General features: G+C 66.9%; 10 protein-coding genes. 7 read left to right on the forward strand and 3 right to left on the reverse strand.

The features are described 5' to 3' along the window. The first annotated feature begins 77 nt into the window (after positions 1–77). From ABD830_RS53375 to ABD830_RS53385, 3 genes are read left to right on the forward strand one after another with little or no spacing between them, the layout of a single operon-like run. Positions 78–716, forward strand: a complete 639-nt coding sequence (locus tag ABD830_RS53375) for a hemerythrin domain-containing protein (protein WP_345003317.1) — start codon at positions 78–80, stop codon at positions 714–716. Between the two features lie 34 nt (positions 717–750). After that, positions 751–1,155 carry a DUF4267 domain-containing protein gene (locus ABD830_RS53380; protein ID WP_345003318.1) on the forward strand — a complete coding sequence of 135 codons (405 nt, stop codon included), beginning with the start codon at positions 751–753 and terminating at the stop codon, positions 1,153–1,155. A 39-nt stretch (positions 1,156–1,194) separates the two neighbouring features. Continuing rightward, complete coding sequence (locus tag ABD830_RS53385; RefSeq protein WP_345003319.1) at positions 1,195–2,505, forward strand: FAD-binding oxidoreductase; 1,311 nt, start codon at positions 1,195–1,197, stop codon at positions 2,503–2,505. 219 nt (positions 2,506–2,724) lie between these two features. On the opposite strand, the gene ABD830_RS53390 is transcribed toward ABD830_RS53385, so the two are convergent. Continuing rightward, positions 2,725–3,186 carry a group II truncated hemoglobin gene (locus ABD830_RS53390; protein WP_345003477.1) on the reverse strand — a complete coding sequence of 154 codons (462 nt, stop codon included), beginning with the start codon at positions 3,184–3,186 and terminating at the stop codon, positions 2,725–2,727. A 516-nt stretch (positions 3,187–3,702) separates the two neighbouring features. Between ABD830_RS53390 and ABD830_RS53395 the strand changes: the two genes are divergently transcribed. Next, positions 3,703–5,220 carry a non-reducing end alpha-L-arabinofuranosidase family hydrolase gene (locus tag ABD830_RS53395; protein ID WP_345003478.1) on the forward strand — a complete coding sequence of 506 codons (1,518 nt, stop codon included), beginning with the start codon at positions 3,703–3,705 and terminating at the stop codon, positions 5,218–5,220. Here the strand turns inward: ABD830_RS53395 and ABD830_RS53400 are convergent. Together ABD830_RS53400 and ABD830_RS53405 are read right to left on the reverse strand one after the other, a co-directional pair. Continuing rightward, complete coding sequence (locus tag ABD830_RS53400) at positions 5,172–5,438, reverse strand: hypothetical protein (protein ID WP_345003320.1); 267 nt, start codon at positions 5,436–5,438, stop codon at positions 5,172–5,174. The two genes, ABD830_RS53395 and ABD830_RS53400, sit on opposite strands and share 49 nt — an antisense overlap. Positions 5,439–5,559: 121 nt before the next feature. Next, on the reverse strand, positions 5,560–8,154 hold the full coding sequence (locus tag ABD830_RS53405; protein ID WP_345003321.1) for an RICIN domain-containing protein: 2,595 nt from the start codon (positions 8,152–8,154) through the stop codon (positions 5,560–5,562). A gap of 1,177 nt (positions 8,155–9,331) precedes the next feature. Here ABD830_RS53405 and ABD830_RS53410 point away from each other — a divergent pair. From ABD830_RS53410 to ABD830_RS53420, 3 genes are all read left to right on the forward strand, one after another. Next, a complete protein-coding gene (locus tag ABD830_RS53410) occupies positions 9,332–9,520 on the forward strand; it encodes a hypothetical protein (protein WP_345003323.1) in 189 nt (62 codons plus the stop codon). A 70-nt stretch (positions 9,521–9,590) separates the two neighbouring features. Beyond that, positions 9,591–11,903 carry a molybdopterin-dependent oxidoreductase gene (locus ABD830_RS53415; RefSeq protein WP_345003324.1) on the forward strand — a complete coding sequence of 771 codons (2,313 nt, stop codon included), beginning with the start codon at positions 9,591–9,593 and terminating at the stop codon, positions 11,901–11,903. 134 nt (positions 11,904–12,037) lie between these two features. Beyond that, entirely contained in the window at positions 12,038–12,589 is a 552-nt protein-coding gene (locus tag ABD830_RS53420; protein ID WP_345003325.1) for an EF-hand domain-containing protein, read from the forward strand. Positions 12,590–12,669 lie beyond the last annotated feature (80 nt).

Below are 12,669 nucleotides of genomic sequence, written 5' to 3' on the forward strand. Positions count from 1 at the left end.
CCAAGTCCCCTCCAAATCCCCTCCAAACACCCAGGAGCAGCCTGAACACATCGCAACCGATGAAGGGGCGGGAACAGATGAGCGTCAACACCCGGGACATGGAGATCGTCCACCGCGTGCTCCGCCGTGAGTCACGGCTGCTGGTGGAGCTCGTGGCGGCCGTCGCCCCGGGTGACACCGCTCGCGCCAAGGTGATCGCCGACCACTTCCGCGTCTACCGGATGGGCCTGCACAACCATCACGAGGGCGAGGACGAGCTGCTGTGGCCGCCACTCCTTTCCCGGGTGGACCTGGAGGCCGACATCGTCCTGCGCATGCAGGCCCAGCACGAGCGCGTCGCGGTCACCCTGAGCAGGCTGGACGCCGCGCTCCCCGCCTGGGAGGCCAGCGCGGGCGCCGACGAACGCGACACCCTGGCGGCCGCCCTCTGCGAGCACCGCGCGGTCCTGCTGGAACACCTCGACGACGAGGAGGCCACCCTCCTCCCGCTCGCGGCCAAGCACATCACCCAACAGGAGTGGGCCTCCCTGGGCGACCACCTGGTGAACAACACGCCCAAGCTCACCCTGTTCACGCTCCTCGGCGCCGTCCTGGAGGACGCGAACCCGGCCGAGCGCGCCATCGTCCTCAGCGGCCTTCCCGGCCCGGTCCGCGTCATCTGGCACGTCATCGGCCGCCCCCGCTACGCCCGCCACATCCGCCGTGTCCGCGGCTGAACCCTGCCCGTCCGTACATACAAGGAGAACGACCATGTCGCTGAAGAAGCTCAACACCGTCCTGGCCGCCGTCGTCGTCCTGTTCACCCTCTACCTCGGGTTGTCCTTCGTCCTGCCCCTCGGGACCACCTTCCCGGGGCTGGCGAACTGGCCCTCTGACGGCAGCGGCTTCTCCATCGTGAAGGGCAGCCGCGAGATCGCGATGGGCCTGGCCATGGGCATCCTGCTAGTGACGGGCCACCGCCGCCCGTTGGGCTGGGTCCTGCTGATGGTGGCCGTCGCCCCGTTCGGCGACATGGTCAACGTCCTGGCCCACCACGGATCCACGGCCGCCGCTCTCGGCATCCACGGCCTGACCGCGGCGCTGATCGCGGTCACGGGGTTGCTGACCCTCCGCGAGACCAGGACCACCCCGGCGACCGCCGCGCAGCCCGCCTGACGTCCGCATTTTCTGAGAACTCGAGAAAGGGAGACGACGATGACGATCAACGGTTTGCGTGGTGTCCTGAAGGGGCGCGTGCTCCTGGCCGGTGACGACGGCTTCGAGCAGGCGGCCGCCGCGTGGAATCTGACCGTCAGGCAGCCGGTGGCGGCCGTGGTGGAGGCCGCGGATGCCGATGACGTGGCGGCGCTCGTGCGTTACGCGCGGCGGGCGGGTATGACGGTGACCGCGCAGCCGAGCGGGCATGGCGCCTCGGGTGATGTGGACGGCCTGATCCTGTTGCGTACCGGCCTGCTGGACGAGGTGGAGGTACACGCGCGGGAGCGTGTGGTCCGGGTGGGTGCGGGCGTGAGGTGGGGGCAGGTGCTGGCGGCGGCCGGTCCGCTGGGTCTGACCGGTCTGGCCGGCAGCGCGCCGGGGGTCAGCGTGACCGGCTACACCCTGGGCGGTGGGGTGGGCTGGTTCAGCCGCAGGTACGGCTTCGCCTCCGACAGCGTGCGGGCCATCGACATCGTGGACGCCGATGGCGAGCCGGGGCGGGTGAGCGCCGAGTCCGATCCCGAGCTGTTCTGGGCGCTGCGCGGCGGCGGTGGGGACTTCGCGGTGGTGACCGCCCTCGAACTCGAGCTGTATCCGGTGCCGGTCCTGTACGGCGGGCGCGTGATCTGGCCGGAGCACCGCACCAGGGAGGTGTACGACGCGTTCCTGGAGATCACCGCCGAGGCGCCGCGTGAGCTCAGTGTCTGGATCAACCGGCTCCAGCCACCCGGCGCGTCGCCGATGGTGACGCTGGATCTGGCCTACCTGGGTGAGGCGGCTCAAGGGGAGGACCTGCTGGCGCGCATCGACAAGATCGAGGGCGCGATCTCCGACAGCCGCGGCGTCGTCCCGGTCGCCGACCTGGGTGGCATCGCCGCCGAGCCCATCGATCCGGCCCCGTCCATCGCGCGTGCGGAGCTGCTCACCGGCCTGGACGCGGCCGCGGTGGAGCTCTTGCTGGCCAAGCCGGTCGAACCGCTCATCAACGTGCAGATCAGGCACCTGGGCGGGGCGCTCGCCGAGCCGGGCGGCGGGGCCGGGGCGAGCGGCGCGGTGGCCGAGCCGTACCTGCTCGGCCTGCTGGGTCTGGGCCTGCCGCACACGGCCGATGCGACGCGCGCCAAGCAGGCCGAGGTCGTGGCCGACCTGGAGGCCTACATCAGCGGCCGCAAGCCGTACACGGTGCTGTCCCCCGGCGACACGGCGGCGAAGTCCTTCTCCGGCAGCACGCTCGCGCGGCTGCGGGAGATCAAGCGGGCCCGTGACCCGCACAACGTGTTCCGCGCGAACTACCCGGTGCTCGGATAGATCGGTTCCCAGCAGATCACGGCCCCTCCGCCCACCGGGGCGGCGGGGCCGCACCGAACCCGCGTGACAGATGTCGCCGCGAGCACTGTGAAGGGCACACCCGCACAGGAAGGACTCGCACAATGAGAGGTATCCGGTGCACCGTGGCGATGTTCAGCGTGGCCGGCCGTCGCCCCTGCGTGAGCACGCCCAGCTGCCCGATCCAGCGCGCCGATGGTCCTACGGGGCCGGTTCTTGCTGATCGTCTCCAGCCCACGTCCAGCGCGGGACTTCGTGCAAGGGATACAGGTCGGCGTCGTTTTCGGCATGGGAGTTCTGCATAGCGACCAGAGAGCCAAACTCCACGTGCTCGCGTACCGCCTTCCGAAAGGCGGGGTCAGCCGGCAGCTCAGCCTCGTCGACAGCCTCCATGTAGAGATCGACGAAACGCTTCCGTTGCTCCTCAGTGATCCGCAGGTGCCGGTGCACGTCGATGATGTGCTTGAACCCCAGGTCGCGGGTGAACCGGTCGGGACCGCCGAAAGATTCGGCTGTGAACCAGCTCAAGTTCCGCACGTGGTGCGGCTTGGCCTCGGGGAAGAGCGCCTGGAGCAGCGGGTCCGCGAGCACCTTGGCGTAGAAGATCTCTTCCAAGCGGTGCAAGCCCTCATCGCCGCCAGCGTGCGCGTACAAACTGGTCATCGCCACCAGCCCTGCGTCGAATCGAAGATCGCTCCCGAAGCCTACCGCGTATCCTCTACCTCGGCCCACGATTTCCCCCGCCCGTGTTGCCAGGGGGACCGCGACGCGATCGTCCGGAGGAGCTGGCGGAGCACACCCAATTGAGACCGGGAAGTGTCGAGGAGCGCAATTCGGTTCGCTCGGTCTTGTTGGGAACGAACATTCGCTCGGTGCGGGCGGACCGGAGTTCGTCGACGGTTACCTCTTGAATGTCCCTAAATAATCTGGCAGCCTCACGAGCGACAGGTGGTCACCCTTCCCCTCCATATCCTGATTGGTGCGAGCCGTTTTGCGGTACGAATGTTAGCGCTAACATCGTCCTTGACGAGAAGCTTCCATGACGTCCCACGGCGAGTCGGAGTGCAACAACGGCAGCCTCCCATGGCGACCAAACCCGGAGTTGGGAACGGGCTCTTCTGCGACGCATAACGCGCCTCACGCGGGCGCTGACACCGAAGGAGAATCGCCTTGAGTTCGATGGTTTCGGCCGGAGCGGGCGTGTCACCGCCGGCGGTGCGCCGGCATGCGGGTCGCGTTCGACGCAGCCGTTTCACGTCCGTCCTGATCACCGCGGTCACGATCGTTTTAGCCGCTGCGTCGGCGCTCGTGCTCACCCCCGGTGCGGCGTCGGCGGCGACCGTCGACACGAACGCCTGGTACGTGCTGGTTAACCGCAACAGCGGCAAGGCGATGGATGTCACGGCTGCCTCCACGGCCGACGGGGCGGTGATCGAGCAGTGGGCGCGCCACGACGGGGCGAACCAGCAGTGGCAGTTCGTGGACTCCGGGGGCGGCTACTACCGGTTGAAGTCGAAGAACTCCGGCAAGGTGCTCGACGTCGACGGCTGGTCGACCGCGGACGGCGCGAAGGTCCAGCAGTGGACGGACAACAACAGCACCAACCAGCAGTTCCGGCTCGTGGACTCCGATGGCGGCTATGTCCGGCTGATCAACCGCAACAGCGGCAAGGCCGTGGAAGTGACGGGCCTGTCGACCGCGGACGGGGCGGCCGTCGTGCAGTACGGCGACTGGAACGGCTCGAACCAGCAGTGGCAACTGGTCCGTGTGGGCGGCACCACGCCGGGGACGTGTTCTCTTCCGTCGACGTACCGCTGGTCCTCGACGGGCGCGCTGGCGACGCCGAAGGCGGGCTGGGTTTCGCTCAAGGACTTCACCAACGTCGTCTACAACGGCAAGCACGTGGTCTACGGGTCGACAGTCGACTCGGCTGGGCAGCACTACGGCTCGATGAACTTCGGGCCGTTCACGAACTGGTCGGACATGGCCTCGGCCCCGCAGAACACGATGAATCTCGGCACCGTCGCGCCCACGTTGTTCTACTTCGCCCCGAAGAACATCTGGGTGCTCACCTACCAGTGGGGTCCGACCACGTTCAGCTACCGGACCTCAAGCGACCCCACCAACGCGAACGGGTGGTCCGCGCCGCAGGAACTCTTCTCGGGGAACATCCCCGGCGGCGGCGCCCTGGACCAGACGCTGATCGGCGACGGCACGAACATGTACCTGTTCTTCGCCGGTGACAACGGGAACATCTACCGTGCCAGCATGCCGATCGGGAACTTCCCGGGCAGCTTCGGCACGTCCTACACGACGATCATGAGCGACACGACGGCGAACCTGTTCGAGGCGGTCGAGGTCTACAAGGTCAAGGACCAGAACCAGTACCTGATGCTCGTGGAGGCCATGGGCGCGAACGGGCGTTACTTCCGCTCGTTCACGGCAACCAGCCTGAGTGGTTCCTGGACCCCGCAGGCCGCGACCGAGAGCAACCCGTTCGCCGGCAAGGCCAACAGCGGCGCGACGTGGACCAACGACATCAGCCACGGCGACCTGGTGCGCACCAACCCCGACCAGACCAAGACCATCGACCCCTGCAACCTCCAACTCCTCTACCAGGGCCGCGACCCGCGCTCCGACGGCACGGCCTACAACTCCCTGCCCTGGCGGCCGGGCGTGCTGACGCTCCAGCGCTGACCGCCTGACGCGCCAACCCCGCCGGGCCGGCACCCCACCCTCGCGGGTGGGGTGCCGGCCCGATGGTCTTCGTGCCGCCAGGCGACGGTGATGGTCCCGTGATTGCTCGTGCTGCCGTTCGGCATCCACACGACGTCCGGACCGACGGTCGCGTTGCCCGCGCCGTCCAGCGCGGTGCCGGTGCCGCGGTCGATGATCTGGTAGCGGCCGCCGCCCACGCCGTTGAGCCGCCATTGCCCAAAGTAACGAGAAAGACCAGGTCAGAGCCTCCTGGCAGCATTCTTGATCAAGACGCGAAGCCATAACACTCCCGCAGCCGTCTGGCCGCCCCAGGTGGTCTCAGGCCGGGACCAACTGCCATTGCTGGTTGGCGCCGCCGTTGGAGGTCCACTGCACGACCTGGGCACCGTCGGAGGTCGACGCGCCGTACACGTCTGCCAACAGCCCGCTGCTGTAGCTGACGATCGTGTAATAGCCGTCGCCGGTGGAGCGCAGGTACCACAGCTGGTTGGCGCCGCCGTTGGAGGTCCACTGCTGTAGTTGCAGCCCTTCGGTCGTACTGCCGCCGTTGACGTCGAGGACCTTGCCGGTGGGGACGTAGCGCAGGGTGTACGCACCGCCCTGACCGCTGGTGACGGTCCACGCGGCGGAGCCGGACTGCTGTACGGCCTTGGCGCCGTCGGCGGAAGAGCCGCCGGCCACGGCGAGCGGCTTGCCGCTGTTGCGGTTGACAATACGGTAGGCCGCGCCCGACACCGGGCCGCCCGAACCGGACCCGAGATTGAAGTACTCGACCGCGTCGGTGAACGTCGTGGCACCCGACTTGGTGGTCGTCAGTATCAGGTACACCCGTGAGCCGCCGGTAGGTGTGGTGAAGGTGATCGGCTGGGTGACCCGTGAGCCGAGCGGGATGTTCAGTGTGGTCTGCCCCGACGCGATTACGGTGCCCTCGGGCCGGTCAAGCCGCGCCGACCAGGAGAATCCGACTGAGGTGCTGCGGAGGTCGTCGTTGAAGACGGTGATGTCGCGGGTCACGGAGGTGTTCTGGGGGTAGGTGCTCACGGCCTGCGGCAGCGGGAAGGTGCCGTTGGCGTCGGAGATCCCGGACGCCGACCAGTAGGGCAGGTCGATCGCCGCGACCGGATTGAACGCGGCTTGGACGCGCTGGATCTGGGGGTTGCTCCAGGGATCGGGCAGGTTGTCCGCGCCGTAGACGGCGCGGCCGCCCTCCTCCGGCACGAAGTCCGTGGTACGAACGCCGGGCACGACACTGGCCCACGCGGACAGCAGCGTGTACGGGCGCAGGTCGGCGGCGTCCTTGGCACGCTTGGCGGCCGTCGCCGTGGCGAACCACATGAAGCCCTGCTTGGTGTTGCACTTGTTCCAGATGTACTCGCCCTCGCCGTCGGGTCGGCCGGTGACGGGCGCCACCCGCTCACCGTACTGTCCGACGCCGTCGAGGTAGTGCGAGAAGACCGCGAAGTTGGAGTACCTCATGTTCGGGTACCTGCTGGGCGAGTCGGCGCCGGGCGCGGCGTCGAGGCTGACCGGGCGGGTGCCGTCGTTGCCGTTCATCGCCGCGTAGAGATCCTGCTCGAACTGCTCGGAGTCATTGCCGAAGGTCGGTTCGTTGGCCTGGCTCCAGCGGATGACGGCGGGATGATTGCGGTCCCGCAACGTGAGTGCGCGGGCGTGCGCGACCATGTGGTCGTGCCCTGCGACGAAGTCCTGGGCGCTGCCGCGGATGCCGGTCTCGTCGATGATCATCAGACCCATCTCGTCGGCCACGTCGAGCATGTACGGGCTGGCCGGCTCCTGGTGGATGCGCACCACGTTGTAGTTGAGCCGCTGGTAGTTGTCCACGGCCTGCGGCCAGCCGCCGTTGCTCGCCGAAGGCGGGAGGAAGCCGGGCAGCGTGTCGTAAGCGTCGCCCTTGCCCCCGTTGTCGACCCGGTCGTAGTCCGCACCCTGCAGGTTGTCACCACGGAAGTTCACCCGGACGCCGTTGATGTAGTAGTACTCGCCGTTCTGTGTGGTCTCCCGGAACCCGAACCGGTACGTCGCGTCACTTGTCCGGCCGTCGTCGGTCGCCGCGCGAACCTTAAGACGGTGAAGCTGGGCTCGATACCCCGATCGGTATGGGACGTTCGGCCACCAGTACGAGGTGCTGCCGAGGTCCCACGGGAGGGAATCGACCGTGACCTTGGCCGTCGACCGCGCCCCCACGGTCACGGTGCGGGCCGTCGGCACCGGGTAACTGAACGTCCCGCCGCCGTCCGAGGAGAGCTCGCCGGTCACCGTCACCGATCGAGCGCTGCTCGAGGTGTTGGTCACCCACACGTCGTAGCCGAGGGTCTGATTCGCTACCGACGTGCGGATGAACGTGTCACTGACGTACACGGCCGGATACACCCGCAGGAACGCGGAGCGGAAGATGCCCTGCGGGACCGCCTCGGACCAGTCGGCGGCCACGGGCACGATGTACTTGCCGTTCGCCGGGTTCTTCAGCGCGCCGCGGCCCTTCACGTCAACGGTGATCGTATGAGTGGTGCCCGGGGCGGCGTAGGCGCTGATGTCGAACTTCGATGGGGTGAAGGCCGTGGTCTGCGTCGCGACCACCCGGCCGTCCACCGACAAGGTCGCCTGGTGGTTCACGGCGCCGAACTCGATCCACGTCGACTGCGGCTGCCCTGAGTCCGGCACCGTCACCGTACGCGAGTACACCGCCTGGGACACATCGGTGAAACCCTGCTTGTACCAGCCGCCTCCGGGCACCTTGATCGACGTCGTCGACCGGCCCGCCGGGGTGAAGCTCCACGTCCCGGCGAGATCAACCGAGGCGATCGCGGCATTGCCCGCGGTGAAGCCGTCGATGTCCCCAGCGGCGGCGGCAACCGTCGCGGTGGACTCCGACGGCGCAGACTGCTGTGCCACCGCAGCCGGCTGAGTCCCAAACATCGCGACCAGGAAGACCGCCATCACAGCGGGCCACCTGCTCACCGAACGTCGAGGACGGGAGGAGGGATCGCTCCGCTTCATGGGTAATCCTTTCGGGTGAATCCCTTGGGTGATGTGCTTCTCGGTCCGGTCGCCGGCCCGGGACGCCATCCAGCGGCGGCGTCCAGGCGTCCGTCCGTCACGCTCGCGGTGATCGTGCTGTCCCCCTGCAGGCGCCACTGCCGGCTGTTCAGGCCGTCGCCGTTCGTCTGCGATAACCGACGGCTTGATGGGGGCACACTGTCTCCTGGTAAGGGGAGAGTCGTATCGATTCGACGGCATGGCCGGACATCAGACGTACGCCCCCGGGTCCCTCCTGTCAAGGCTCACAGTTCCGCAGAGATGGGATCACTTTGGCCATACGGTTCCACTACCGCCATTTCACAGTCGGCGACTCCGAGGTTATGTAACTTTCAGCCCGCGTCAGATGCCTCGTACATAGGATGTGTCAGCGGTTTCGAGATCGAGAACCGGAAGCGCATGCGGCAGGAATATCCAAACTGCGTCGGACATCTCCAGCAAATCGATTCGATGTCATCGGGCAGTGGGGCTTGGTCGAACGCGCGGGACTCGGCCTGCTGATGCGGAGGCCGGTGTCCGAACCGCCGCCGGGAGGGAACGGCGCAGCGCGCATGCGGTCAAGCATCCTGGATTGGCTACCCGGCGAGCGGAGGGCCGTGGAGGCGGCCGTCACCAGGGACGCTAACGGGACTTTTCGTTCGGATGCTCGTCATGCCCCACATGATGTTGCGCCGAGGCGGGCGGCCCCTGAACTCACCTTCCTTGCCACGTCCGCAGCGTCAGACCCATGGAGCTCGGGCATGTCTGCCCTCCCTGCCTCGTCTTCGACGTATGTGCTGGCGGGGCCGCCAGATCCTGGCCTTCAACGTTTCACAGGACACGTAGGTTTCTGTGTCCGATGCTGTCTGATTCCGGGAGATCAGAAGCCTGCTGGCTGAGGGCTCTTGCTGGAGTGCTTTCAGTTGGCACAGGAGTTCGCGTAGCGCTCGGTGTACGGGAATGAGGGCGCGCAGGTGACAGACAGCAGGCATGCTGAGGATCCGAACGCAGCCGAAGAGCCGAACCGGAAACCGCCTCCGCAAGGGAGGGGTGAATGGCCGATCCCGCCGGGATCAAGGGCCTGCCGGTTCCCGAGATCGCCGCCAAGCTGACGATCGCCACAGGGAAGAACGCGGGCAAGGTGTCGATCACGAGCCGGAGGTCGCCGAGCGAGCCGGTGCGCACTGACGGGGTTGAGCAGCAGGGCATAGGGGAAATCTCCGTCCTGCGGGCCGTCGACTGAAGTGGAGGCCCCTGCGACGCAAGCAACCGCCGGTCGAAAGCAGGGGGAACTTCAGGGATGGAGTTGATGCATGGTGGAACGACGCATGTCGGTTGCGACGCACTGGGGCAGTTTCATCGCAGTGGTCGATTCCGGTCGATTAGTACGAATTGAGCCGAGGGGCGAGGACCCCGTGCCCTCGCCTATCGGCCCCGGAATGGTGACAGCTGCCGACGACGGCGCTCGCGTGCTGCGCCCCGCGGTGCGCAAGGGCTGGCTCAACGGCGAGCCGCGTATCCGCGACGCGGCCAGAGGCGCGGACGCCTTCGTGGAGGTGAGCTGGGACGACGCGATCACGCTGGTGAGCGATGAACTCCGTCGAGTGCGTTCACAGCACGGAGACAGCGCGGTGTTCGGCGGGTCCTACGGCTGGGCGAGTGCGGGCGTGTTCCACAACGCGCAGAGTCAACTCCACCGGTTCCTGGCGCTGGGCGGGGGATTCACCGATTCTCGCAACACCTACAGCACTGCGGCGTTGGAGGTCATCCTTCCCCATGTGATCGGCGGGCATCCGTGGAGCTACCAGTCGCGGATGCCGATGTGGGACGAGATAGCCGACAACTGTGAGCTTGTGGTGGCGTTTGGAGGGCTGGCCCTCAAGAACAGCCAGATCAACCCGGGTGGGCTGGCCAGGCACCAGACGGAGAACCTGCAGCGACAGTGCCGTGAGGCCGGGGTGCGGTTCGTGAACGTCAGCCCCATACGCAGCGACGTCGCCGGCTTCCTCGACGCCGAGTGGCTGCCCGCCATCCCCAACACCGACACCGCCGCGATGCTTGGCATCGCCCACACGATGCTGGTCAACGGGTGGCACGATGAGGACTTCCTTCGCCGGTGCTGCGTCGGGTTCGACCGCTTCGCCTCCTACGTGGCCGGTGAGCACGATGGCGTCCCCAAGGACGCTGCCTGGGCAGCGAGGATCACGGGTATCAGTCGCGACGCGATCATCGACCTCGCTCGCCGCCTTACCGCGCGACGTTCTCTCATCATGGTCAACTACGCGGTGCAGCGGGCAGACCACGGCGAACAGCCGATCTGGATGTCTGTTGTGCTGGCCGCCATGGCAGGCTCGATGGGTCGGTCTGGCTGCGGCTGGGGTGCAGGTTACGCGACGATGGACGCGACCGGCGTTGCCAGAGGCCGCCCCTTCGTGGCGTCCGTCCCCGGGGTTTCCAACCCTGTCCCGGATTTCATCCCTGTCGCAAGGATCGCTGACACGCTGCTGCATCCGGGTAAGACCATCGACTACGACGGCCGGCGCTTCACGTTGCCGGAGCTTCGCCTGATCTACTGGTGCGGGGGGAACCCGTTCCACCACCACCAGGATCTCCATCGGCTGGCCCGAGCCTGGCAAACCCCTGACACGGTGGTGGTTCACGAAGCCTGGTGGAACACCACGGCCAAGTTCGCGGACATCGTCCTTCCCGTCGCCACCAGCTTGGAGCGCGACGACTTCGCCGCCGGATTCTCGGATCCTCACCTCGTCGCGATGCCTAAGGTCCGCGAGCCGGCGGGAGAGTCGCGCACCGACCACCACATCTTCACCGCTTTGGCCTCCCGGCTCGGATACGAGCAGGAGTTCACGCAGTCGCGCTCCGAGATCGAATGGGTCCGACACCTGTACGAGCAGACGAGCGCCAAGCTCGACGACGATGCCGCCTTACCGAGCTTCGACGACTTCTGGCGAAGCTCCACCGCTGAGCTGCCGGCGTTGACCGGACCGTTTCCCGGTAGCTTCGAGGCGCTCCGCTCAGATCCCCAGCGTTTTCCCCTGCCGACGCCGTCGGGCCGGATCGAGATCTTCTCCGAGGAGATCGACTCATTCGGCTACGACGACTGTGCCGGGCATCCGATGTGGTTCGAACCAGTGGAGTGGCTTGGCGCCGATCTGTCGGGCCGATTCCCGCTGCATTTGATCTCGAATCAGCCCGCCTCACGCCTGCACAGCCAGTACGACAACGGTGGCCACAGCCTCAATTCAAAGATCCGTGGCCGTGAGCCCGTGGCGATCAATCCGTTGGACGCCGCGTCGCGCGGCATCGAGAACGGCATGATCGTACGCGTCTACAACGACCGAGGTAGCTGTCTCGCGGGCGCAGTCCTATCGGACGACGTCATGCCAGGCGTCGTACAACTATCCACCGGAGCGTGGTGGGATCCGGTCCAGCCAGGCCTGAGCGGAACATTGGACCGCCACGGCAATCCCAACGTCCTCACGGCGGATCGGCCGTGCTCGCGCCTGTCCCAAGGACCGAGTGCTCTCAGTGCGCTGGTCGACGTTGAGCTCTACGGCGGCCCTGATCTCGATGTGCTCGCCTTCACCCCACCACACCTCGAGCATTGACACGCAACCTGCTGCCTCTTCGAGCAAGTTTCCGCCTGCACATCGTCCAGCGCGTACAGGCTGGCCTTGACCGCCGAAGAACGGTCTACCCGCTCACTTGCGCCTGCGTAATCAATAGAATACTTTGCGTAATTGTGACTGCACTTCAAAACCTCAAGTACGGCCGATGGTTCAGGGGCGCCGATGTCGACGGCGACGGGTTCATCACCCAGCGGGACGTCCGAATGATGAGCGAGCGTTACATCGCCGCCCGCGGCGCCGCGCCGGACTCCGAGACCGCCCGCCTGCTCACCGAGAGGATGGACGGGTTCTGGACGAACGTGATCGCCCCGATGGATCACGACGGTGACGGGAAGGTCGATCTGCGGGAGATGACCGAAGGGTTCAGGCGGGTCCTGACCGACCCCGCCCTGTACCCGGAACAGATCGAGCCGGTGACCAACTGCTTCTTCGACCTCGCCGACCTCAACGGAGACGACAAGATCGACCAGGCGGAGTTCCAGCAGATGTTCGACTCGGTCGGCGGCGTTCCCGGCGAGGACTGCGCCGCGGTCTTCGCCGCTTTGGACCAAGACGGCTCTGGTGTGCTGGACCGCGCTGAATTCCACCAGGCGGTCACGGAGTTCTTCTACGGCAACGACCCGGACGCTCCCGCCAACCACCTGTTCGGCAGGGTCGCCGGCTGACGGCCCATGATGCGGCCCGGGACCCGCGACGCCCACACCACTGCCGGTGTGGGCGTGCGGCGTGAAGACCCCAGGCCAGG

The organism is Nonomuraea helvata, from assembly GCF_039535785.1.
GTDB classification, from domain to species: Bacteria; Actinomycetota; Actinomycetes; order Streptosporangiales; family Streptosporangiaceae; genus Nonomuraea; species Nonomuraea helvata.

What these genes read in the sequence shown, in the direction of transcription:
- ABD830_RS53410 (WP_345003323.1), top strand. Translation starts at nt 9,332, where the DNA reads ATGGCCGATCCCGCCGGGATCAAGGGCCTGCCGGTTCCCGAGATCGCC.
- ABD830_RS53375 (WP_345003317.1), top strand. Translation starts at nt 78, where the DNA reads ATGAGCGTCAACACCCGGGACATGGAGATCGTCCACCGCGTGCTCCGC.
- ABD830_RS53385 (WP_345003319.1), top strand. Translation starts at nt 1,195, where the DNA reads ATGACGATCAACGGTTTGCGTGGTGTCCTGAAGGGGCGCGTGCTCCTG.
- ABD830_RS53390 (WP_345003477.1), bottom strand. Translation starts at nt 3,186, where the DNA reads ATGACCAGTTTGTACGCGCACGCTGGCGGCGATGAGGGCTTGCACCGC.
- ABD830_RS53380 (WP_345003318.1), top strand. Translation starts at nt 751, where the DNA reads ATGTCGCTGAAGAAGCTCAACACCGTCCTGGCCGCCGTCGTCGTCCTG.
- ABD830_RS53395 (WP_345003478.1), top strand. Translation starts at nt 3,703, where the DNA reads ATGGTTTCGGCCGGAGCGGGCGTGTCACCGCCGGCGGTGCGCCGGCAT.
- ABD830_RS53415 (WP_345003324.1), top strand. Translation starts at nt 9,591, where the DNA reads ATGGTGGAACGACGCATGTCGGTTGCGACGCACTGGGGCAGTTTCATC.